This is a genomic window from Marivita cryptomonadis (assembly GCF_002115725.1).
Lineage (GTDB): Bacteria > Pseudomonadota > Alphaproteobacteria > Rhodobacterales > Rhodobacteraceae > Marivita > Marivita cryptomonadis.
The window spans coordinates 363800-385746 of record NZ_JFKD01000001.1; the positions used below are offsets into that span (position 1 = coordinate 363800).

The window sequence follows — 21947 nt, forward strand, 5'->3', positions numbered from 1 at the left end:
TACACCAAATTGAGCAGTATCTAAAGATATCACTGCCAATATGTTGAGCGAAACAACGCTCACGATGCTGCTTAATTCTGGGGGAAGAGCATGTCGTTACGAATTTTGAAAGAGCATTTGCCGTGGATTGCGCCAACGACGGCGATCGTCCTTGCTGCCACGGGTGTCATTAGTTTTGGCCCGCGCGATGCAGCGCCGGTCGACGTTGCGTCTGAATTTGAAGTGTCGCGTACCATGACGCAGAACCCTGTGGCCTTGGGTGAACAGGGCATCGGTATGCTGCCGGATTCGTCTGGCAGCATCGAAGCACTTCAGGCGGTCGTCCAGCAGGCGCCGCAGGTTCCAGAGGTCACGTTGGCACCTGTCCCGGTGGAACCGGCAGTTGTGACCCCGGCGCAGCCAGAGGTCACGCCGCAACAGGTGTCGATCGAACCAGAGCCTTCGGTCAGCCCGACAAGCAATCCGGGGGCGTTCTTTGCCGCAGCGCAGGCCAATCTTGCGCAGGACAGGTCCTGTGTCGAAGACCTGCGGGTTTTGGCTGGTGAAGCGCGTGTCTATTTCCCCAGCGGTGGCCTGACAGCCGATGAGGCTGGAATGGCGCAAGCGCGCCTTATCGGGTTGGTCGCGCAAGATTGTCCACATGTCGAAATCGTCGTCGAAGGGCATTCCGATCCGTCGGGTGACCCAGCGGCCAATCTGCGGCTCAGCCAGCAGCGCGCGGACGCTGTCCTGAAACGGATCGCAGCCTCTGGCATCGACGTGGTTCGGTTCCAGTCGGTGGGGCTGGGCAGCCAGGAACCGTCGCGCATCACCGGCACACAGTCGACTGCGTACTATGACCGTCGTGTGGAGTTCGAAGTCCGTGAAGTGGCGCAGCGCGCGGGTGTAACCGGGTTCTCGCGTCCGTTGGCGAGCGCATCGTCGGCCTGTGCTGCGCAGCTGCAAGCGGCAGTGGCACAGACCAAACTGTTCTATTCGCCGCGTTCGATCACTGCGCCATCTGATGGAATGCCTGCTGTCGTCGATCTCGCGGCAAGGGCCAGTGCCTGCCCCGATGCTCGGTTGCGGGTTGTGGGTCAGTTCTCGGATGATCCGGGGTCGGGTGAAACTCCGGCCACTGCGCGCCTTCGGGCTGTCGCATTGATGAGTTCGCTTGTGGCGGCCGGGTTCGATCCGGAACAGATCATCATCGCGGCGCATTCTGCCCCGCAGGTTCTTGCTGGGCAGCCGGGTCTTAGCGAGCACCGGGTTGATTTCGACATTATTCTCGAAAACTAGGTCAAACACTGGTCTTGATGGATGCGGGCGGTCGCTAGGCCGCCCGTTTTCGTTTTGGAGTTAGTGGCTAACCGCCATGTGCTGAGCTGTTGTCGCTGTGCTTTGCCCCTTGATAACGAGCCAAAGGGCGAAACTGAGTTCCGACAGTGTTACGATGACCAACAGAGCGATGCGCAAAGCCCCAAGAAGTGCGGCATCCGGGAATGCGAAAGCATAGACACTGTCGAGCAGGTACCCTGACGCGCCCAGCATGAGGCCGATGCCGATCAGGCGGGGGGCTTTGTTGGAGGCCACAATCAAAGCGCCGAGCAGAACGAGATGAACTGTAAAGAAGACCTGCCAGATCCAGACACCGGCGCGGTGCATTTCCAGCAGGAGACCGGCAAGGTCGGCGCGTTGGCTTGCGTTGAAGCTGGGCATGAGATCCGGAGACGTCGCAAGAAGGGTCGCTCCTGCGTGGAAGAACAGCATCGCGGACATCACGCTGACCATGCTCAACCGCGTTATCGCAGCGGCCAAGGAAAGGGTCGCCGAAACCGGTTTGAACATGAAGTAGAGCATGGTCAGGGCCATGATCTCGAATATCATCACGACAACATCCGCCGCGATACCGGATTGATAAAGCGCGCTCCGGTTGAGGATGTTCGCGACCGTTTGCGCCGGATCGTCCGGGACCACGATCTGCGAGGGAACATACGCGATGGCAAACCCACCGGCGATGGCGATACCGAGATAGAACATGCCCGTCAATCGGGCATAGATGGGGGAGGTCGGATCGGAAAAGGCGTGCATGACATGTCCTTTCTTGAGGCAAAATCATTTGGACCGGCGGGTCGGGTGACCACCGTTTATGAAGGTTGGGCAAGTCGTGGGTGCCGCTTTGGTGTGACGACTGCGACAGACATTAGCTGCAAAGCTATCTCAACATAATTGACGTATATTCTATTTCTGATATGCAAAAATGCATGGATTGGTCTTCTGTCACTTTTGACTGGAACCGCGTGCGAGCCTTCCTTGTGACGGCAGAAGAAGGGTCGCTATCGGCTGCTGCACGGGCATTGGGATTGGCACAGCCGACGCTCAGCCGGCAGGTCGATGCGTTGCAAACCGAACTGGGAGTTGTGTTGTTCGAGCGTTTTGGCCGGGGGCTCGAACTGACCCCCGCCGGGGCCGATCTGATTGCGCATGCGCGAAAGATGGGCGATGCCGCGATGGCATTGTCGATTGCTGCGCATGGGCAATCGGAAGACGTGTCTGGCTTGGTGACGATCTCTGCGTCCGATCTTTACGCAGGTTTGGTATTGCCGCCGATCCTGAAGCGTCTGCGCGAGGCGGAACCCAAAATCACGTTGCGCATCTTGGCGGACAATCAAGCCAGCGACCTGATGCGGCGCGAGGCCGATATCGCGGTGCGCAATTTTCGCCCGAAGGAGCCCGATCTGATTGCCAAACGGCTTGCCGATGCGAGGGCAGCTTTCTTTGCCGCGCAGGATTATGCTTCGCGCACTGGCATGGTCGAGACTGAGACTGATTGGGCCAATGTTGATCTGATTACACCCGGTCCAGCGCAAGAATTCATAGCCGCACTGCAGAGTTTCGGAGTGTCTATCCCGCACGCCTCTGTCGCTTGTGAATGCACCAGTTATCTTGCGATGTGGGAAATGGTTCGACAGGGTCTGGGTGTTGGAATTGTCGATACCGGGATTGGAGACCGTGATCCCACTATGTGCCGTATCGCGCCATCTTTGCCAGATGTGCCATTTCCGATCTGGTTGACCGCGCATCGGGATATCCTGACCAATCGGCGCATGCGGTTCGTATTCGATTTCCTTGCGGCCGAGCTTTCGGCATCACAATCAGCATGATCGCTAGGGTTGCGCGCATCAGATGTGGGGTTCTTTCCTCTACAGATCGTGTCCAGTGAACGGTGACGGCAGAAAATTCAGAGCCGTTCCGATGTTGCGGGGCAGGTGTTTGCGAGATCTCAAAGTGCTTTGATCTGTTTCCAAAAAACATCGTAATTTCAATATCTAGCGCGTTCCGTGCACCTATGGGTTTGTGCGCCATATCATGATGTTTTGGGTGGTTCTTGGCTGCATGTTTTGAGTTTTCCCAATACCGAGAATGTTCATTCTTTGCGTGGTTTGGGAAAAAGCTGTCTTGATTTATGATCTATACACGATACACATTATACAACTTTTGCGCGCAAGTGTCCGGGGGATCTTCTTATGAGTAATACAGCACCAAGTGAGTTCAACGCGAGTGTCGCCGAACAAAACCCCGATTTTCTGCGCACGCTCAATGAATTTGCCGTCGACTTAATTTCCATACCGAACGCCACTGATCTGTTCTGGTACGTTGCACGAAATGTGGCTGGCAGATTGGGGTTTGTAGATTGTGTGATCTACACCGCTGACGTTGAAACCCAGGAACTGACACAGGTTGCTGCGCTTGGGGAAAAGAACCCCTACGGCAGGACGATCCTCAATCCGCTCGTCATTCCCTTTGGTGTCGGGATCACAGGCAAAGTGGCGCTCTCACGGCAGCCGATTATTGTGGATGATCTGCTGAATGACGCGAACTACATTCAGGATTCCCAGCCCGCGCGGTCGGAGATCTGTGTGCCTTTGCTGTCCCGTGGACAATTGGTTGGCGTGATCGACAGCGAACATCCGGATGCGCATGCCTTCGGCCCGGCCGAGCTCGAAATCTTGACAACCGTGGCCGCGATGACAAGCGCCAAGCTTGAACTGCTGGACGAGGCGGATCGGTCCCAGCAACGGTATGCCGACCTCGTCAAGACGCATGCAAAGCTATCAGAGGAAATCTGCAGTCGAAAAGCGCTTGAGGCCGAGCTGCACGACGCGCGCAGACACGAAGCGGTCGGACAACTGACAGGTCGCCTCGCATATGATTTCAACAATCTGCTGTCTGTCATTTCGGGAAATCTTGAACTGGTCGAGGCCTATTTCAAGGAACCGAGCAGCCGGCGATTTCTTAATGAAGCAAGCCTTGCGTCACAGCGGGCGACACGATTGGTGTCCGATCTGCTGGTTTTTGCTCAGCGATCCAAATTGACGTTTTCCAAGACGAATATGAACGATCTGGTTGCCGACCTATGTGGCGTTTCGGTTGTTCCCCACAATGTGACGTTGCAGCTTGATCTGTCACCGATCGACCTTGTTGCCGATACAGATGTCAGCGCGGCAAAATCTGCCATCAATGCAGTTATTTCAAACGGGATCGAAGCTATGGCCGACGGCGGCACGCTCACGGTGTCGACAGATATCGTTGGCCGCAGCACAATGTCCCGGCTCATGCTTCCGCGGGTTTTGTCTCCGGGAGTTTATGTGTCGGTTAAGGTTGTCGACACTGGAACGGGCATGACATCTGACCAGATCGAGCGCGTATTTGATCCGTTCTTCTCCACCAAACCGGCAAGTTCGGGATATGGGCTTGGGCTGTCCATGGTTCATGGTTTCATGAAGCAATCCGGTGGCGCAGTTGTCGTGTCTCAAAATACCCCCAAGGGGACAATTCTGGAGCTGTTTTTTCCGGTCCAACCGTGACCCGTCGCTCACGTTGCCCGCTCATTTCATGAAATTGGTTTCTTGCATGGAGGAATCCAATGACGATGTTCTCCGACATTCAAAAAGGCGAGCAAGTCTTGCCTCTCATCAGTATCGCCGGGCTCAGGTCGGGCTGTGAAAGCGAAGTCACTCGGATTTCACATGCAATCGGGAAAGCCTGCGAACAACACGGATTTTTCCGAATCTGTGATCACGGAATACCGCTGGATCTGATCGACTCTGTCTACGCAACTGCGGAAAGGTTTTTCCTTCAATCCGAAGACGTGAAGATGCGGTGTTACATCGGGGACAGCCCCAATCATCGGGGTTACGTGCCGTTTTCCGAAAAAGGCGATTACCCCGACGAGGTGCACCGCAGCTATGAAGCTTTCGACCTTGGGCTAGATCTGCCTCAGGATGATCCCGATTTCCTTGCGGGGAATCGTGTTCTTGGCCCGAACAACTGGCCGGAACTGGCGGGATTTCGTGAAACTGTTGGTCGGTATTATGACGAGGTAGCGGCTCTGGGTCGGCTGATCAGCACGTCGCTGGAGCTTTATCTCGACCTGCCGGTGGGTGCGATGACCCAGCATATGACAAAACCGATCTCGCAGCTTCGGCTGTTACACTATGTGCGAAAAGCAACGGTTAAGGACACAAAGTCCGTGAATATGGGGGCGCATACGGATTACGAATGCCTGACGTTGTTGCACACCAGAAATCAGGGATTGCAGATCCTCGGTCAGGACGATGTCTGGATCGACGTTCCGGTGGATCCGACGGCGCTGGTCGTAAACATCGGTGACATGATGGAGGCGTGGACGAATGGGCGGCTTCGATCTACGCCTCACCGTGTGCTCAATCTCCGCCCCGAGCGCTTTTCGTTGCCCTATTTCGTGGCCGCCAATCATGACACGATCATCCAGCCGTTTCCACAACTCGTCCCAAAAGGCGCGACGCCTGAGTACCAACCTTTTGCCGCAGGTGCGCATTTGGAACGGATGCTTATTCGCGATTTTCCATATCTGAAAGCATTGATGGCCAAAGCCGCGGAAGCATGTGATCCTGGGGATGGACATCTCCAGATCGAAAACCCATTCGAGCAAAGACTAAAGAAAAACACCTGACCACCCAATGCCAACTCTCGAAACGATGCTCACCGTGGCCCTTGCCGGGCTCGTTCTAAGTGCGACGCCGGGGCCGTCGATGCTTTATGTCTTGTCCCGAAGCGCCGGGCAAAGCCGGAGGGCGGGGTATGCTTCGGCGCTGGGCTTGGGCCTTGGCGGCATTCTACTGGCGATTGCTACAGCCTTCGGCCTCGCAACGCTGTTTCGCCAGTTCGATTGGCTGATGACAGGCCTTCGGTTTCTCGGGTCGCTGTATCTGATCTATCTGGGCTACGGGCTGATCCGCGATTCCTATGTCGCCCTCGATCTGACTGTCACTGACACGCCGACATTGCATCAATCCTTCGGGCAGATCGTGTGGCAGGGCATGTGGGTCGAATTGCTTAATCCGAAAACAGTATTGTTCTTCTCGTTATTTCTTCCGCCGTTTGTTGATCCAAGTCTCACAGGCCAAGCGTTACAATTGCAATTGATCGTCTTGGGTGCCCTTGTCCCATTAACCGCAATTCCGTCGGATCTCGTGGTGGCGTGGCTTGGATCGACACTGTCGACCTCTGTGTCGGCCAACCCCGGTGTGCGCAAGCTGCTGTCGTGGGTCGGGGGGCTGGCCTTGGTCTTTATCGCACTGAACCTGCATTATGAAATCCTTTGAGGACGTGCGTTGAACCGTCCAGACCCCCTGCATTCCAAGGCCATCACAACAACAGGTTTTGTTGGGTCAATTGCGTGCAGAGGTCCACGACTTTCTCTCGATTGTCCTTCGCCACAGACCCGTTGCTGAGCAGTCGGGAATTCTCGAAACCGACGCGGCATTTTCCACCTCTGCGGGCGGCTTCAACCAAGCACGCCGGTTCTGCCGCTCCAAACGCGCAAACGGCCCAGTCGGGTGTCAGATTTTGATCCTTCAGCCACGTGAGGAACGGCAGCATTTCGTTTGGCGAAGACGCGCCTGTTTGGCTGTAACGACCAAGAACAAAGATCATTTGCAGTTTGGGGTCGGAGAGGCGCGTCCGCGGCAGTATCTCTGAGAGACGCTGACAATCCTCGACATCAAAAAGAATATGTTGAACCGCGATCTTGCGATCCTCACATTCGGCGTAGAACGCGCGGGCGGTCTCCAACCCGGCTTCGCCGATTTCGCGCACCGCCGCGGACACCATGTCAGCCCCCGAGTTCAGGGCAACCTCCATTTGGACATCCGGCTGGTAGACCCCTGCCGCCTCGGTCGTGATCTGGAGGGCCATGTCTGGTACAGCACGCCTCAGATCAGACAGCAGATCGCGGTAGACGGCCGCATCAAGCAGATGTGACCCGTCTTCATCCCGGATATGAGCGTGAAGCCCATCCGCGCCGACCTCGAAACAGCTTTTTGCAACTGTCACGACTTCGTCGATGGTGAGCGGCAATGCGGGATGGTCTGCTTTCGACAGGCGCGCGCCGCTTGGGGCGACCATTATTTTCGGAAGCGGTCTCATCGCACGTCCGAGGGTCGTGCCAAAAGGTGGCGGCCTGTCATGTGGTCAACTCTGCCTGGAACGCATCTAGGCTTTTCTCGACTGCTGACAGGATTTCGGTGATCTGAGCAGGCGTGATGATCATTGGCGGGCAGAAGGCCATGGCGTCCGTCATGTTGCGCGAGATCAGGCCGTTTTTCAGGAAATGAGCACCAAGCCCTGCACCCAGTTTGCCCGGTGCGAACTCTTCGGCGCGGCCGTCGGGGGCCACGATTTCCAGGGCTGCGATCAAGCCAACGCCGCGTGCCTCACCCACCAGCGGGTGGCCGGTGAACTTGGCCAGACCTGCCTGCAATTCCGCGCCCCGTTCGGCCGCGTTCGCCACCAGATCGCGCTCTTCGATGATCTTGAGGTTCTCCAGCGCCACCGCCGCACCCACCGGATGCGCGCCGCCGGTATAGCCGTGACCCAGCACGCCAATGCGGCCGGATTCGTCGGCGATGGGGGCGTAGACCTCTTCCGTCATCATGAAGGCCGAGAATGGGAAATAGGATGACGTGATCTGCTTGGACATGGTCATGATGTCCGGCTTGATCTGGAAAGTGTCACAGCCGAACATCTTGCCGGTGCGGCCAAACCCACAAATCACCTCGTCGGCGATCAGCAGGATGTCGTACTGGCCCAGCACCTTCTGGATTTTCTCCCAATAGGTTTTGGGCGGCACGACAACCCCACCCGCGCCCATCACCGGTTCGGCGATGAAGGCGGCAATCGTGTCGGGCCCTTCGGCCTGGATCATCGCGTCGAGGTCCTCGGCGCAGCGGGTGGCGAATTGTTCTTCGCTCTCGCCGTCGCGCCCTTCGCGCCAGTAATGCGGGCAGGTGGTGTGCAGCACGCCGGGCAGCGGCAGGTCGAAGGATTTGTGGTTGTACGGCAGCCCGGTCATCGACGCGGATGCAATCGTCACCCCGTGATAGCCGCGCATGCGCGAAATCACTTTCTTCTTCTCGGGCTTGCCGAGGCTGTTGGAGCGATACCACAGCATCTTGAGGATCGTGTCATTCGCTTCGGACCCGGAATTGGTGAAGAACACCTTGCTCATCGGGACCGGCGCCATGCCGATCAGCTTTTCCGCCAGATCGATCGCCGGCCCGTGCGAACGGTGCGCGAAATTGTGATAGTAGGGCAGCTTGCTCATCTGCCGGGTTGCGGCGTCGATCAGACGCTGTTCATTAAAACCGACAGCCACGCTCCACAGGCCGGACATGCCTTCGATGTATTTGTTGCCGTGGGTGTCGAACACATGAACCCCCTCGCCCCGATCCATGATCAGCGGCCCGTTCTGCTCGTGCAAGCGGGCATTGGTGTAGCTGTGGAAGTGGTACGCGATATCGCGGGCTTCGTCGGAATTCGGGCGCAGGTCCATGGGGCACATCTTTCGAACTGTCGGTGAGTCTCAACCAACAGCTAAAGCGTTCCAGACTGGCGTGGCAAGGGGGCAGGGGTCATGCTAGCCCTGACAGGCCACCCCGGACCAATAAGTGGCAGCTTGCAAGAAAACCTATTTCGACAAACGCCATTGGGGACGCAAGCCCAGGTTCAATTGTCGTGACGGCGCGCCAATGCAACATCCCGAACAGCCGGAACGCGCGATGGGCCACTGACGGTGCTCATTTAACAGGGCGGATATCTTGGCCGCCTCTGCGCAATGCTGCCGAGGCGTTCCTGACAGCGTTCGAACCACCATCCGCGACTGATCCCGCGCGGGGATGTTGCTTGTGGGTGCGTCAGGTTTTGCCCTTAAGAGCATCCCGGAGCGCATCGGCAAGGGCGCCTTGACCACCGCCCCCTGTGTCCGTTTTCGTATTTGGCCGTGGTTTTTTAGGGGTGTGGTTCTGTGCCTTCTGGCCAGATGGGCTTTTGTCTCGGACGTTTTGGGATGTGTCTGGGGCGTCTTTTCGCATGCTCAAACCAATGCGCTTGCGTGCGACGTCGACCTCAACCACGCGAACCTTGACGACATCCCCGGCTTTCACCACCTCATGCGGGTCCTTGACGAACCGGTCGGCCAGTTGGCTGACATGCACCAAGCCGTCCTGATGAACACCGATATCGATGAAGGCTCCGAAAGCGGCGACGTTGGTGACCGTTCCTTCCAATAACATTCCGGGGCGCAGGTCCTTGATGTTGTCGATTCCATCGGCAAAGCGCGCGGTGACGAAATCGGGGCGCGGATCGCGGCCGGGCTTTTCAAGCTCTGATAAAATATCGCGGACCGTGGGGATGCCGAAACGTTCATTAACGAAGTCTTCGGCGCGCAGGCTGCTGAGGGTTTCCGGCGTGCCCATGATCGCTCGGAAGTCGCGCCCACAGGCTTGCACGATGCGGCGTGCCACGTCGTAGGCCTCGGGGTGCACCGATGTCGCATCCAACGGCTCTGAGCTGTCCCGAAGCCGCAGGAACCCGGCGCATTGCTCAAACGCCTTTGGGCCAAGCCCAGGAACCTTGAGCAACGCTTTGCGGGATGCAAAACGGCCCTGTGCATCGCGATGTGTGACGATTGCGTTGGCCAGCGATGGGCCAACACCCGCCACGCGCGCCAGAAGCGGCGCTGAGGCCATGTTCAGGTCGACGCCAACAGCGTTCACGGCGTCTTCGACCACCGCGTCAAGCGCCTGCGCCAGCCGCCGTTGATCGACGTCATGTTGATATTGCCCCACCCCTATGGATTGCGGTGTGATCTTTACCAATTCGGCCAGTGGGTCTTGCAAGCGGCGTGCAATGGAAACCGCGCCGCGCAGGGACACATCGAGGTCAGGGAATTCCTGTGCCGCCAGTTCCGACGCGGAGTACACCGAAGCCCCGGCCTCTGACACGATCACGCTGGCGGGACGCGATACACCCTGAGGCATTTGCTTGATCGTCTCTGCGACAAGCCGTTCTGTCTCGCGGCTTGCAGTGCCGTTGCCGATCGCGACCAGTTCGATGCCGTGGCGTTGGATCATGGAAGATATGGCGGACTGCGATCCGGTCACATCCATACGTGGCTGGAAGGGATAAAGTGTTGCGGTTTCCAACAGTTTGCCCGTTGCATCGACCACTGCAGCCTTGACCCCGGTGCGAATGCCGGGATCAAGCCCAAGTGTCGGGCGCGGTCCGGCGGGTGCTGCCAGCAGAAGATCGCGCAGGTTTCGCGCAAAGACGGAAATGGCCTCTTCATGGGCGCGTTTGCGTAGGTCGCTCATCAGATCGACATACATCGTAAGGCTGAGCTTGACGCGCCATGTCCAATCCGCCGCCGCTCGGAGCCACGTGTCTGCCGGGCCGGTGCCGGAGATCCCTATGGCCGCAGCAATGATCCCGATTGCGCGGGGCATGTCGGTTTCTGCGTCTGGTGCAATGTCGATGGCGACGATTTCTTCCTTGGCGGCGCGGAGAATGGCCAAAGCGCGATGGCCTGGGATGGTTGCCCATTTTTCGCGATGGTCGAAATAATCTGAGAATTTTGCGCCGGCATCTTCTTTTCCGGGTTGCACACGCGCGGTGATCAAGGCGGTCTCGTGCATGAATGACCGCAGTCGGCCCAGAAGATCGGCGTTTTCACTGAGGTCTTCCGCGAGAATATCGCGGGCACCGGCCAAGGCCTCTTTCGCCGTGGGAACGGCCTCGGTCAGATACGTGGTGGCCAGGTCTTCGGGCGCGGCGGACCGTGTGTTCAAAATGGCGCTGAGAAGTGGCTCCAAACCGTTCTCGCGGGCAATCATCGCTTTGGTGCGGCGCTTGGGTTTGAAGGGCAGGTAAATGTCCTCCAGCACTGCTTTTGTGTCAGCCCTTGCGATGGCTTTGGTCAAGGCATCGGTCAGCTTGCCCTGATCCTTGATCGAATTGAGGATCGTCTCGCGACGGGCTTCCAACTCGCGCAGATAGACCAAACGATCCGCCAATGTGCGCAATTGCGTGTCGTCCAGACCACCGGTTGCTTCCTTGCGATACCGCGCCACAAAGGGAACAGTGGCACCTCCATCCAAAAGGCTGACGGCGGCGGTGACCTGATCCGGTCGGGCGTCGATGTCAGCGGCGATGATGCGCGAAATACGGTCAGAGCTCTGGCTCACGTCACGTGTCCTCTGATGTTGTTGGTCTGTCTTGATAGCCAGCGTGTTTGCCAGAGGAAAGAGGTGTTTGCCATGTCCGCGCCTTTCATCATCATGCCGCCTTGTTCCTGAGTTTCAGCTTGCACCGGGCGTGATCTTGCCGTTGTTATCGCTAACGGGGGTTGGACAGGCACCGTATGATTGCAACTATATTGGCTCGAGGTTGCATTGGGCGAAACTGGGCGGATGGCTTTCAGCATGGCTGTTTGAATGGCGACGAAACCCTTGGGCATTACTGGTTTCTTAAGCCCAGTCTGCGCTGCAACGAAGGAACACAGGTATGAAACGATCGCGCATCAATGAAATCATCGCGGATGCAGATGAGATGATCCGATCCCATGGCTTTAGCCTGCCGCCATTTGCCTATTGGACACCGGACGAATTCCGGGCCAGAGCAGCAGAGGCGCAGCATGTGATTGATACACGCTGCGGCTGGGACATTACTGATTACGGGGCAGGACGGTACGCCGAGCTGGGCCTTTTCCTGTTTACCCTGCGCAATGGCATCTTGTCAGACCTGCAGCGCGGCGGGGGGATGTGCTACGCTGAAAAGCTGCTGATTTCTCAGCAGGATCAGTTGTCTCCGATGCACACGCACGTGATCAAGGCCGAGGACATCATCAACCGAGGCGGCGCAACACTGGTGATCGAATTGTTCGGATCGGACGATGCAGGCGGATTTGCCGAAGATCGCGGCGGCGTCGTGTGGTGCGATGGTATTCGTCTGGACTATGCGCCGGGCCAGAAGCTCCGCCTCGCGCCGGGTGAAAGCGTGACACTCCGTCCGGGAGATTGGCACGCGTTCTGGGGGGAAGGTGGCGATGTGTTGATCGGAGAAGTTTCGACCGTGAACGATGACGAGACCGACAATATCTTTCGCGAACCGATCGGCCGTTTCTCTACAATCGAAGAGGACACGGCACCGACCCATCTTCTTGTCAGTGATTACGCGGCGGCGTTTTAAAGCGTTCCCGCAGCTAAAGCCGTGAGGTGCCGTTGCATAGGGGGCTGACAGGTCCGGATCGCTTTGTGGAATTCGGGAATGGCCAGTTTGCAAAGGAAACCGATTGGCCCCGAATGTGTTTTTCCGAATGACAAGAGTATCTTGGACTCTGTGATTTGCGCGCGATAAACAAGAGGAGCTGCCTTGTTGGTCGTGCTGGACGGAGTGTCCACGACACAGGAGCGGCGAGGAAAGCACATGACTGACAAACATCAGGTCCACGGGCGTATTGATGGGCCGATCGTTATGATCGGCTTTGGTTCGATCGGAAAAGGCACATGGCCACTGATCGAGCGGCATTTCGAATATGATGCAGATAAATTCATCGTCATCGAACCGGATGCGGGTAAGGCCAATTTCCTGCGGCAGCACAAGATCCGCCATCTGCAGCTTGCCCTAACACCCGACAACTATCGCGAGGTGCTGGGGGGGATTTTTGCCGAGGGCAAAGGGTTCTGCGTTAACCTTTCGGTCGATACGTCGTCTTTGGATCTCATGAAATTCTGCCGTGAACTGGGTGTGCTTTATATCGACACGGTGGTTGAGCCGTGGGCCGGGTATTATTTCGACACCGCCGACAATGCAGCACGCACCAATTATGCCCTGCGGCAAGCGGTGCAGAACGAAAAGGTGGCCAATCCCGGTGGTCCGACTGCGGTGAGCTGCTGTGGGGCTAACCCCGGCATGGTGTCATGGTTCGTGAAGGAGGCATTGCTTACCCTTGCCAAGGATACGGGGCGTGAAGTGCCAGCGCCCAAAGACCGATCGGGTTGGGCGACGCTGATGCAGTCGCTGGGTGTGAAAGGTGTCCATATCGCAGAGCGAGATACCCAAGCGCGCCGTCAACCGCGACCGCGCAACGTGTTCGTCAATACATGGTCTGTCGAAGGGTTCATTGCCGAAGGTTTTCAACCCGCCGAACTAGGGTGGGGCACGCACGAAACATGGTTTCCGGAGAACGGGTATTCCTATGACACAGGGTGTCAGGCGGCGATCTGGTTGGACCGTCCCGGAGCGATCACTCGGGTGCATACATGGTGCCCGACACCGGGACCGCAATTCGGGTTCCTTGTGACGCACAATGAGGCGATCTCGATTTCCGACTATTACACGGTCGGTGATGCGGCTGCGCCCGACTACCGTCCGACCTGTCATTATGCATATCATCCTTGCGACGATGCGGTGTTGTCCCTGCACGAGATGTTCGGGTCGGGCAAACAGCAAACGATCCATCACATCCTGACCGAAGACGAAATCGTCGAAGGCATCGACGAACTTGGTGTGCTTCTTTTCGGGCACGAAAAGAACGCGATGTGGTACGGGTCTCGGTTGTCCAACGCGGAAACGCGTGATCTGGCACCCTATCAGAATGCCACCGGCTTACAGGTGACTTCGGCGGTTCTTGCCGGAATGGTCTGGGCACTGGAAAACCCCGAAGCGGGAATTGTGGAAGCCGATGAGATGGATCACGCACGCTGTCTTGATGTGCAGCGCCCTTACCTTGGTCCTGTAGAGGCGCATTACACTGATTGGACACCGTTGCAGGATCGGTGGGAACACTTCCCCGAAGATATCGACGAACGCGACCCGTGGTTGTTCAGAAATGTTTTGGCAAGCTGATCCATGGGCAATGCCATCTGTCCAAACGGCGTGACCTGAGGTGAAGGCTTTGATGCGCAAACGGATAAATCTCCTTAAGGATGCAATTTTGCTATACACACCACTTTTGCGAGGTTACCCATGACCGTGGGTGTGGGCGAAAGCTGTAACTACTGGACGGCGAGATGACGTTGCATACGAAAGAGCTGGAAGTTCTAGATAATTTCCGGGCGAACCTGCAAAGCATAATGAAGTCACAAAACCTCAGCGAAGCCGAGTTGTCGGCGCGTGCAGGGTTTGAGGAAGCTAGCATTCTGGACGAAATCATGCGTGGTCGCACATTGCCGAACATGGCCGCACCTGTGCGATTGGCGGACGCTTTGGGAATCCCTGTGGATGTTTTGCTCAGGGACCGGAACGATCACCTCAAAGGAGATTTCGAAGCGCTGCCGGTGCAGGAAGTGGATCGGCAGGCTGCACAGCTTTTGTCTGCGGTCTTCAAGGCAACCGAACGGTCGCTGGACCGGATCGGAGATCGACCAACACTGGATTCCATCATCGCTTGGTGGAAGGAAACTGACGGCGACCTGTCCCGTAGCGAGCAGATCGCTCCGCATTTCGATCTTGTCAGTGCAGCCGAAGCTTTGACGTCGATCCCGCGCATTCACCATGTTGGTGCGCTTGGCCTGTCCGCAACGACGCTCGGGTCGGCAGACAATTCTAGGCTCGCGAACTTTCTCGAAACCCTGAGCACTTCTGATCTGACCGAACTGAACGGACAAATCAGATCGGTTGCGCATTCCGGTGTGGGGATGATCACGCCGCTCAAGCGGATTGTGCCCTTCCCCGAAACGAACGAAACCGCAGAGGTCAGCTTCGTTCGCCTCATGCTCCCTGTCAGGGATGCGTCGGGCACCTTGTTCGTGCTGAACTATTCCACCCTTTTGAGCGAATCGACCCCCAGAAGAACAGACGGGTGAAGATTGAAGTAGCGTGCCATGTCGCACAGTTCGCTTGATTGAATCGCCACAAGATATTCACCTGTTGCCCGCCCTTTCGGCAAGGTTCCCCAGACATGCGCGCCGGGATACTGTCGGGTAAAGCCATATTCCGTGGCATAGCCCAACCGGGCATCATCGGCTCTCACAAAGGCATAGAGCCAGTCTGGATGCCAGCGCAGGTGGCAATAGGCAAACAGCAGATGCGTGTAGAGCGACAACATATGCCGAGAGCCGCGCATCTTTTCGGCGATAAAGAACTCGCCCATGTAGATGACGCTTCCCGTGATCTCGTCACACGGGCGGTGTTCGTCCGAAACAACCCGTAAATGCCCCTGGCCCTTGTACAATCTGCCATAACTGCGGGACCAGAAGCTTGACAGCGTTTCGGTCACAAACCGGTCGTGCCGGGCAGCGACACCACCGATATCTTGACCGTCCTTGCGCAGGATCAGCCACCCGGCATTGTCTTTGGACAGATCATTGTGTTCTGACGAGATCATTGGTGTGATCGAGTTTTTACCGATCGCGCGCATCCGGTTTTCGCATCCTTCAAAATCCGATGAATCTTCGACCGTGATTCCCCGCTCTTCAAGCATGTAGAGACAGGTGCTGAAGAATTTCATCAGGTCTAGATGAGCAATTTTGGCCACGTGCATTTCTCCCTCATAGAGTGTTGAACAATCCCTCCACACCACATTATTCGCGGGGCCGCGCCAAGCCTTAAGGTTGTTTCTTTTCGGTTGAGACACCTATAGATAGCTTCAGTTGAATGTGTTGCTGCTGGATCATGCCGAGTGTTCGAAGGCCATTGGCAAAATTCCGCAGACAGACCGTATTGCATGGCACTGTCGGCATGCTGGGACATCACGATGACGTGGGCGGGGCCTTTCCAGACAGGAAAGCGGAATATCATTTGGTAAGCTCGCGCGAACACAAGACTGGGCGGTGAGGCTGTGTTGCGCCTCATGATTGTTCAGCTGCAAAGGAGGTTCGTCATGACCATTTCAAGTCTCACGCGGCGGTCCGTGGTAACCACTGCTGCTGCGGCGCTGTTCACAACCGGGTCGGGTTTGCTGGTTCCTGCAAGGGCCAAAGGGCTTGCGCCGACACCGACCATGCGGGGTGGGTCCAACAATTATCGCCCGGGCGCACCAATCGTTGCGCGGATTGGTGGTGGCGGGTTCTGGATGACCGGCACGGTGCGTCGGGCCGAGGATGGAGCGCCACTCGAAGGTCAGCGTATCCAAATCTGGGCGCATACCACCGAAGGCCATGAACGTGATTGGCACAGCCACGGCGCAACGCTGACGGATGCGAACGGGGAATTCCGGCTGGAAATGCCGCAAATCGTTCCAGCCTTTGGCCAAGCGCACGGGCATCTGGCCTATGATGGGGACGCATTCAAAACTGTCTTTCTGCGTCCTGTGATGGGCAGTTCGCGCGACACCAGCCTGCGTGCGGATTTCGTCTTGCAACCAGTCTGACGGGGGCTGACACCATGCCCCGGCCTCGCGCGGTTTTGATCTGGATCGCGGTCGCGACAGCGCTTTTGGTGCCGTTTGGCTTTGCCGTTTCAAGCCCCCTGCTTCAATGGCGTGACCCGGTTTATATCGGGTCCGGAATTGCCGGTGTGATGGCCATGGGGCTGTTGCTGATGCAGCCTTTGTTGGTCGGGGGGTACTTGCCCGGTTTCAAGGGTATCTCCGGACGGCGATTGCATCGCGGCGTAGGAGCTTTGCTTGTCGGGCTGGTGATCATCCATGTGGCTGGACTGTGGATGACCAGCCCGCCCGATGTCATTGACGCGCTTTTGTTCATGTCGCCCACACCGTTCTCTATCTGGGGTGTGATCGCAATGTGGGCTGTGTTTGCAGCGGCGTTGATCGGAGCGCTGCGGCACCGGATGGGACAGCGATTGCGACTTTGGCGCGTACTGCATACCTCTTTTGTCAGTATCATTGCCATTGGGACGGCCCTGCATGTTCTGCAGATTGACGGCACAATGGAGCCGATTTCGAAAGCACTCCTCACAGCGTTGGTCCTAGGTGTTTTAATGCGCGTGATCTTTGATCGCCGGATATGGGTTCATTTTCCTTTGGTGCGCCGAAAGTAATTCGGGGCACTCTGGGATTGACCGCAATCGGTCGACCCTGTCAGGTGACACCAAAGGAGGCTCCATGGAGCAGATCACATCCCATGTTCTGCGTGATGCAGACACAGAAGTGACGGTGCTTTCGATGGGTTGCGCGGTGATGGATTGGCGTGTTGCAGACCGTCCTGTTGTTCTGGGTTACGCAGAGCCCGAGCATTACAGGCATAACCCCGCGTCGATGGGCGCGGTGTGCGGGCGCGTGGTCAACCGGATTTCCGGGGCTCGGTTCGACCTAAATGGTGTCAGCTATGACCTGCCCGCCAATGCGTCGCCACATCATCTGCATGGCGGTCCGGGCGGGCTTGGCCGGTGCAACTGGCGTATGTCACCGGATGGAGATCGCGCGGTGGAATTCCGATTGCTCTCGACAGACGGGGATCAGGGCTACCCCGGAAATGTGGCGTTCCGCGTGGTGCTGCGTCTCAGGGGTGGGTGTCTGACATGGGATATGGAAGGTGTGCCGGATCGCATGACGCCGATCAATCTGGCACAGCATGTTTACTTCAATCTTGCAGGCCACGGCACCGTTGCCGAGCATTATGTGCAGGTAGCGGCGGACCAGTACACACCCACGGCCCAGGATCTTGTGCCTTTGGGCACGATCGAGCCAGTGGAGGGGACGGCGTATGATTTCCGTCGTCCGGTGCGATTAGGGGATGGCGACGGGTGGGATGGGAACCTTGTCTTGACGTCTGACGCCGATCCCGCAGCTGAAGTGACAGGCCCCGATGGGCTTGAACTGCGGCTGTGGACGGATCGTCCGGGGTTGCAGGTCTACACTTCAAACAGCTTAGCGCGGCATTTGCCAGAAGGACCGGGGGCGGCGCATGGGCGTTTTGCCGGTCTGTGTCTTGAGGCGCAGGACTTTCCGAATGCGGTGAATGTGCCTGCATTCCCGTCGATCCTCTGTACTCCGGACGCGCCATACCAGCAGATGACCTCTATCGAAATCCTCTAGGAAACATGCAGCTCTGCGTCCACGCTGCGCATTTCATCGGTCGAAAGCCGCCTGTGGCCACCACATGCGGTTCTTTCACCCGTGTGTTCTTTTGGGCCGGCGTCGTATCAGTGCTGCCCAGTGGCAAGATCGCTCAGGATCGGGCAATCGGGACGATTGTCCCCGGCGCAGCTTTTCACAAGGTTCGAAAGCGTATCACGCATGGATTCCAATTGCGTGATTTTGTCTTCGATCTTGGCCAGGTGCGCTTGTGCGAGGTCCTTCACATCGGCACTCGCGCGCGTGTCATCCTCGTAGAGCGCCAGCAATGTGCGGCAGTCCTCGATGGTGAACCCCAATGTGCGTGCACGTCCGAGAAAGGCCAGCTTGTGCAGATCGCTTTCGCGGAACACTCGATATCCGTTGGTATCCCGCAACGGCGTGATGAGCCCGATATCTTCATAATACCGGATGGTCTTTGGGGGCAGTCCAGCCTTTTGGGCAACATCTCCGATGTTCATGCTGGGACCTCCGCGTAAGTGACGGACGCCGAGTCGTTCTGCACCGGTGCGATGTTTCGCAGACGCAGGGCATTGGTCAGGACGAACACAGAACTCAACGCCATCGCACCCGCGCCCAGCATCGGCGACAGCAGGATGCCGAACGCAGGGTAAAGCACACCTGCGGCAACCGGGATCAGCGCGGTGTTATAGGCAAAGGCCCAGAACAGGTTCTGCCGGATATTGCGCATGGTCTGTTTTGACACGTCCACTGCATTCACCACACCAGATACCCGACCCGAGGACAGAACGATATCCGCCGCCTCGATGGCGACATCTGTGCCTGTACCGATGGCCAGTCCGATATCTGCTTCGGCAAGGGCCGGGGCGTCATTGATGCCATCGCCCACGAAGGCGACCGCACCAAAGCGGCTGCGCAGATCCTTGATGGCGTCGACCTTGCCATCGGGGCGCACGCCTGCAGTAACGTGGTCGATGCCCAGTTGACGGGCGATGGCATTGGCGGCGGCTGGATTGTCGCCCGAGATCATCGCCACTTTGAGGCCAGCTGCGTGCAGCGCGTCGATGGCAGGCTTTGCGCTGGGCTTGATTTGGTCTGCCACCGCAAAGACAGCCACGGCCTGCCCACCCCGTGCGAGGCAGACGAGGCTGTGCCCGTTATCTGCAAACCGCGTGATTGCTGCTTGCAGGGGTGTCGTGTCTACACCGTTTTCTGTGAGGTGACGCTCGGAGCCGACAAGTAGCTTGTGATCCCCCAGTGACGCGATCAGCCCATAGCCGGGAACCGTTTCGCTGTCTTTAACAGTGGGGAGGTCGTCAGGGGCCGAGGCAAGGATGGCGCGCCCTACCGGGTGATCTGATCCCTGTTCAACCGCAGCCACAAGGCGCAGCGCCTCGGCGGCTTCTATGCCGGGCACGGTGTATTGATCGACAAGGCTTGGGCGTCCTTTGGTCAGGGTCCCGGTCTTGTCGAACGCCACTACAGTGGCGCTGTCGAGGCGTTGAAGCGCGTCGCCTTTGCGGAAGAGCACACCAAGCTCAGCCGCGCGACCGGTGCCCACCATAATCGAGGTGGGCGTCGCAAGTCCCATTGCGCAGGGACAGGCAATGATCAGGACGGCCACCCCGGAAACCAGCGCGTAGCCCAGCGATGGCTGCGGGCCGAAGGTCAGCCACACAACGATGGTGAGCGCGGCGATGCCTAATACGACAGGCACAAAAATGCGAACTACAGTATCGGCCAGCGCCTGAATTGGCAATTTCGCGCCCTGCGCGGTTTGCACCATGTCGATGATCCGGGCCAAAACGGTGTTTGAGCCGACCGCCGTCGCGCGATAGGTCAGTGCCTTTCGCCCATTGATGGTGCCGCCGGTCACGACGTCGTCGGTGGTCTTGGCCACGGGCACAGGCTCTCCGGTGATCATGGACTCGTCAACATAGGATTCTCCGTCCATCACCATGCCGTCGACGGCAATACGTCCGCCGGGGCGCACCATGATCACATCGCCAACTGCGACATCGGCAAGCGGCACTTCGACAAAATCTCCGTCCCGCGACAGCAGCACGGTGTCAGGCCGCAGGCCGATCAGATGGCGGATGGCAGCGCCGGTGCGCCCCTTAGCGCGGGCCTCCATCCAACGGCCAGCGAGGATAAGTGTGACGATCACACCCGCCGCTTCGAAATAGACCGCGCGGGTACCCTCGGGCAAAAGCGCAGGCGCGAAGGTGGCGATGGTGGAATAGCTCCACGCGGCCAGCGTGCCGAGGGCGACAAGACTGTTCATGTCGGGGCTGCCCTTAGCCAACAGCGGCAGACCGATGCGGAAGAACCGACGGCCCGGCCATGCCAGAACCAGTGTGATGAGCAGGAATTGCAACACCCAGAAGCTCTGCATCCCGAGGCTGCCCATAATTGCGTGGTGCAGCGGCGGGTAGAGGTGCCCGCCCATCTCCGTCAGGAACACCGGCAGGGTGAGCGCGCCTGCGATCAAGGTGTCGCGGCGCAGGGGGGCGATTTCGGAATGCCGCTCTGTCGGGATGTCGTTGTCGACTGGCCGTGCCGGATATCCGGCATCGGTTACCGTCTGGGCAAGTGCTTCGATTGTTACCGCGCCATCCAGAACACGCACGCTTGCGGTCTGTGTGGCGAGGTTCACGTTGGCCGTCAGAACACCCGGTACGGCCTCAAGCGCGCGTTCGACACGGCCGGTGCAGGAGGCACAGGTCATGCCTTCGATGGACAGACTGTGGTTCGTTTCGCGGGCGGGGTAGCCCGCGGTCTTGAGCGCTGTGCGCAATGTTTCGGGTGAAGCTGAACCGGTAACCTGCGCAATGTGATTGGCGATGTTGACTGATGCTTCGGTCACGCCGGGGGCAGCCGCCAATGCCCGCTCGGCGCGGCCTGCACAGCCTGCGCAGCTCATTTTGTCGACAGAAAAGCGGAGCGTGGTCATGGGAATGATCCTTGTTGCTTGAGGATCAGATAGGGCCTCCAGTCGCTGGAAGGTCAAGAGGCAAGGCCAAGAAATCACCAGAAAGGCGCTGCATGCCTAGTTCAATGGGGTTTTTACCGAAGGTGTCAAAATCCGTGCGCGGCATTCTTCGCACAACAGCGGCAAGCCAAAACGAGATGCTGCGCAGAGCAAAGGCAAAAGGGCTGAGGGTGACACCAGAAACCTTGCTTCTGCCAATGCGGTGTCGCGCCTCTGTTCGGTTGACGCCATGACAAACCGTGCCAAAGCTGCTTCGTCGGGCGTCATACCCTTGGTCCCCATGGGCATGATCGTCAGAGGGCGCCAGCTGTGTTTTGCGAGCAATTGAAGCATCTGTTCGAACGCTTGCAGACACGATCTGGCGCGGGCTGCGCCCAACGAGGTTTGCAAATCTTCCCACATCGCTGTTTGCGCGTCCAAATTGGTGTTCCATGCACGCAGCAGCGCGATCACGCGCATTTCGGCGGATCGCAGGTCATCATCCGGCAGAAGAATATGCGAGTGGTGCATGGGTGACCCTTGTTGGACCGTGGCGGCATAATACCCAATTAAAATAATCAGGATTATTCCTGAATAGAGGAAAGAGCCGAGGGCATTCAAGCCCAATGATGCGATCTTGGATCAAAAAGACGAGCTGACGCCTGTTCTGCCACGCAAACG

Annotated in this window: 20 protein-coding genes; 11 read left to right on the forward strand and 9 right to left on the reverse strand. The window is 57.8% G+C overall.

Translation table 11 applies throughout. The features are described from left to right. Nucleotides 1-90 precede the first annotated feature (90 nt). The gene (locus MCRY_RS01670; protein WP_085627714.1) at nucleotides 91-1278 is read left to right on the forward strand and encodes an OmpA family protein; all 1188 of its coding nucleotides are present in this window, start codon (nucleotides 91-93) and stop codon (nucleotides 1276-1278) included. A gap of 60 nt (nucleotides 1279-1338) precedes the next feature. On the opposite strand, the gene MCRY_RS01675 is transcribed toward MCRY_RS01670, so the two are convergent. Further along, on the reverse strand, nucleotides 1339-2070 hold the full coding sequence (locus tag MCRY_RS01675) for a DUF4386 domain-containing protein (RefSeq protein ID WP_085627715.1): 732 nt from the start codon (nucleotides 2068-2070) through the stop codon (nucleotides 1339-1341). A 173-nt stretch (nucleotides 2071-2243) separates the two neighbouring features. Between MCRY_RS01675 and MCRY_RS01680 the strand changes: the two genes are divergently transcribed. From MCRY_RS01680 to MCRY_RS01695, 4 genes are all read left to right on the forward strand, one after another. Beyond that, nucleotides 2244-3143: a LysR family transcriptional regulator gene (locus tag MCRY_RS01680; protein WP_238939724.1), complete on the forward strand. Its 900-nt coding sequence runs from the start codon at nucleotides 2244-2246 to the stop codon at nucleotides 3141-3143. 363 nt (nucleotides 3144-3506) lie between these two features. Next, complete coding sequence (locus tag MCRY_RS01685) at nucleotides 3507-4847, forward strand: ATP-binding protein (protein WP_085627717.1); 1341 nt, start codon at nucleotides 3507-3509, stop codon at nucleotides 4845-4847. Nucleotides 4848-4906: 59 nt separating this feature from the next. Then, on the forward strand, nucleotides 4907-5974 hold the full coding sequence (locus MCRY_RS01690) for an isopenicillin N synthase family dioxygenase (RefSeq protein ID WP_238939725.1): 1068 nt from the start codon (nucleotides 4907-4909) through the stop codon (nucleotides 5972-5974). A gap of 7 nt (nucleotides 5975-5981) precedes the next feature. Further along, nucleotides 5982-6626: a LysE family translocator gene (locus MCRY_RS01695; protein ID WP_085627718.1), complete on the forward strand. Its 645-nt coding sequence runs from the start codon at nucleotides 5982-5984 to the stop codon at nucleotides 6624-6626. Between the two features lie 43 nt (nucleotides 6627-6669). Here MCRY_RS01695 and MCRY_RS01700 read toward each other — a convergent pair whose 3' ends face one another. The 4 genes from MCRY_RS01700 to MCRY_RS22575 form a co-directional block, all read right to left on the reverse strand. Next, on the reverse strand, nucleotides 6670-7449 hold the full coding sequence (locus MCRY_RS01700; RefSeq protein WP_085627719.1) for a 3-keto-5-aminohexanoate cleavage protein: 780 nt from the start codon (nucleotides 7447-7449) through the stop codon (nucleotides 6670-6672). Nucleotides 7450-7486: 37 nt separating this feature from the next. Further along, nucleotides 7487-8854 carry an aspartate aminotransferase family protein gene (locus tag MCRY_RS01705; protein ID WP_085627720.1) on the reverse strand — a complete coding sequence of 456 codons (1368 nt, stop codon included), beginning with the start codon at nucleotides 8852-8854 and terminating at the stop codon, nucleotides 7487-7489. Between the two features lie 361 nt (nucleotides 8855-9215). Beyond that, nucleotides 9216-11543, reverse strand: coding sequence for a Tex family protein (locus MCRY_RS01710; protein WP_085627721.1), 2328 nt, complete (start codon nucleotides 11541-11543; stop codon nucleotides 9216-9218). Next, nucleotides 11540-11815, reverse strand: coding sequence for a hypothetical protein (locus MCRY_RS22575; protein ID WP_138487779.1), 276 nt, complete (start codon nucleotides 11813-11815; stop codon nucleotides 11540-11542). Before MCRY_RS22575 ends, MCRY_RS01710 begins: the two co-directional genes overlap by 4 nt. Before the next feature lie 47 nt (nucleotides 11816-11862). On the opposite strand from MCRY_RS22575, the gene MCRY_RS01715 reads away from it, so the two are divergent. The 3 genes from MCRY_RS01715 (at nucleotide 11863) to MCRY_RS01725 (ending at nucleotide 15164) form a co-directional block, all read left to right on the forward strand. Then, nucleotides 11863-12546, forward strand: a complete 684-nt coding sequence (locus MCRY_RS01715) for a D-lyxose/D-mannose family sugar isomerase (protein WP_085627722.1) — start codon at nucleotides 11863-11865, stop codon at nucleotides 12544-12546. A gap of 237 nt (nucleotides 12547-12783) precedes the next feature. After that, complete coding sequence (locus MCRY_RS01720) at nucleotides 12784-14205, forward strand: homospermidine synthase (protein ID WP_085627723.1); 1422 nt, start codon at nucleotides 12784-12786, stop codon at nucleotides 14203-14205. A 164-nt stretch (nucleotides 14206-14369) separates the two neighbouring features. Next, nucleotides 14370-15164, forward strand: coding sequence for a helix-turn-helix domain-containing protein (locus tag MCRY_RS01725; RefSeq protein WP_139834081.1), 795 nt, complete (start codon nucleotides 14370-14372; stop codon nucleotides 15162-15164). Here the strand turns inward: MCRY_RS01725 and MCRY_RS01730 are convergent. After that, on the reverse strand, nucleotides 15116-15835 hold the full coding sequence (locus tag MCRY_RS01730) for a hypothetical protein (RefSeq protein WP_138487778.1): 720 nt from the start codon (nucleotides 15833-15835) through the stop codon (nucleotides 15116-15118). The genes MCRY_RS01725 and MCRY_RS01730 overlap by 49 nt on opposite strands. A gap of 345 nt (nucleotides 15836-16180) precedes the next feature. On the opposite strand from MCRY_RS01730, the gene MCRY_RS01735 reads away from it, so the two are divergent. The 3 genes from MCRY_RS01735 (at nucleotide 16181) to MCRY_RS01745 (ending at nucleotide 18295) form a co-directional block, all read left to right on the forward strand. Then, entirely contained in the window at nucleotides 16181-16669 is a 489-nt protein-coding gene (locus MCRY_RS01735) for a peptidase associated/transthyretin-like domain-containing protein (RefSeq protein ID WP_085627726.1), read from the forward strand. A gap of 14 nt (nucleotides 16670-16683) precedes the next feature. Then, complete coding sequence (locus tag MCRY_RS01740; protein ID WP_085627727.1) at nucleotides 16684-17298, forward strand: ferric reductase; 615 nt, start codon at nucleotides 16684-16686, stop codon at nucleotides 17296-17298. A gap of 64 nt (nucleotides 17299-17362) precedes the next feature. Further along, nucleotides 17363-18295: an aldose epimerase family protein gene (locus MCRY_RS01745; protein ID WP_085627728.1), complete on the forward strand. Its 933-nt coding sequence runs from the start codon at nucleotides 17363-17365 to the stop codon at nucleotides 18293-18295. 107 nt (nucleotides 18296-18402) lie between these two features. On the opposite strand, the gene cueR is transcribed toward MCRY_RS01745, so the two are convergent. The 3 genes from cueR to MCRY_RS01760 all read right to left on the reverse strand — a co-directional run bounded on the left by cueR (nucleotide 18403) and on the right by MCRY_RS01760 (nucleotide 21797). Further along, a complete protein-coding gene (gene cueR / locus MCRY_RS01750) occupies nucleotides 18403-18795 on the reverse strand; it encodes a Cu(I)-responsive transcriptional regulator (protein ID WP_085627729.1) in 393 nt (130 codons plus the stop codon). Next, nucleotides 18792-21248, reverse strand: coding sequence for a heavy metal translocating P-type ATPase (locus MCRY_RS01755; RefSeq protein ID WP_085627730.1), 2457 nt, complete (start codon nucleotides 21246-21248; stop codon nucleotides 18792-18794). Before MCRY_RS01755 ends, cueR begins: the two co-directional genes overlap by 4 nt. A gap of 96 nt (nucleotides 21249-21344) precedes the next feature. After that, complete coding sequence (locus MCRY_RS01760; RefSeq protein ID WP_085627731.1) at nucleotides 21345-21797, reverse strand: hypothetical protein; 453 nt, start codon at nucleotides 21795-21797, stop codon at nucleotides 21345-21347. Between the last annotated feature and the right edge of the window lie 150 nt (nucleotides 21798-21947).

Excerpts from the sequence above, each read along its gene's own strand:
- MCRY_RS01670 (WP_085627714.1), top strand. The coding sequence starts at position 91 with ATGTCGTTACGAATTTTGAAAGAGCATTTGCCGTGGATTGCGCCAACG.
- MCRY_RS01675 (WP_085627715.1), bottom strand. The coding sequence starts at position 2,070 with ATGCACGCCTTTTCCGATCCGACCTCCCCCATCTATGCCCGATTGACG.
- MCRY_RS01680 (WP_238939724.1), top strand. The coding sequence starts at position 2,244 with ATGGATTGGTCTTCTGTCACTTTTGACTGGAACCGCGTGCGAGCCTTC.
- MCRY_RS01685 (WP_085627717.1), top strand. The coding sequence starts at position 3,507 with ATGAGTAATACAGCACCAAGTGAGTTCAACGCGAGTGTCGCCGAACAA.
- MCRY_RS01690 (WP_238939725.1), top strand. The coding sequence starts at position 4,907 with ATGACGATGTTCTCCGACATTCAAAAAGGCGAGCAAGTCTTGCCTCTC.
- MCRY_RS01695 (WP_085627718.1), top strand. The coding sequence starts at position 5,982 with ATGCCAACTCTCGAAACGATGCTCACCGTGGCCCTTGCCGGGCTCGTT.
- MCRY_RS01700 (WP_085627719.1), bottom strand. The coding sequence starts at position 7,449 with ATGAGACCGCTTCCGAAAATAATGGTCGCCCCAAGCGGCGCGCGCCTG.
- MCRY_RS01705 (WP_085627720.1), bottom strand. The coding sequence starts at position 8,854 with ATGGACCTGCGCCCGAATTCCGACGAAGCCCGCGATATCGCGTACCAC.
- MCRY_RS22575 (WP_138487779.1), bottom strand. The coding sequence starts at position 11,815 with ATGCCCAAGGGTTTCGTCGCCATTCAAACAGCCATGCTGAAAGCCATC.
- MCRY_RS01715 (WP_085627722.1), top strand. The coding sequence starts at position 11,863 with ATGAAACGATCGCGCATCAATGAAATCATCGCGGATGCAGATGAGATG.
- MCRY_RS01720 (WP_085627723.1), top strand. The coding sequence starts at position 12,784 with ATGACTGACAAACATCAGGTCCACGGGCGTATTGATGGGCCGATCGTT.
- MCRY_RS01725 (WP_139834081.1), top strand. The coding sequence starts at position 14,370 with ATGACGTTGCATACGAAAGAGCTGGAAGTTCTAGATAATTTCCGGGCG.
- MCRY_RS01735 (WP_085627726.1), top strand. The coding sequence starts at position 16,181 with ATGACCATTTCAAGTCTCACGCGGCGGTCCGTGGTAACCACTGCTGCT.
- MCRY_RS01740 (WP_085627727.1), top strand. The coding sequence starts at position 16,684 with ATGCCCCGGCCTCGCGCGGTTTTGATCTGGATCGCGGTCGCGACAGCG.
- MCRY_RS01745 (WP_085627728.1), top strand. The coding sequence starts at position 17,363 with ATGGAGCAGATCACATCCCATGTTCTGCGTGATGCAGACACAGAAGTG.
- cueR (WP_085627729.1), bottom strand. The coding sequence starts at position 18,795 with ATGAACATCGGAGATGTTGCCCAAAAGGCTGGACTGCCCCCAAAGACC.
- MCRY_RS01755 (WP_085627730.1), bottom strand. The coding sequence starts at position 21,248 with ATGACCACGCTCCGCTTTTCTGTCGACAAAATGAGCTGCGCAGGCTGT.
- MCRY_RS01760 (WP_085627731.1), bottom strand. The coding sequence starts at position 21,797 with ATGCACCACTCGCATATTCTTCTGCCGGATGATGACCTGCGATCCGCC.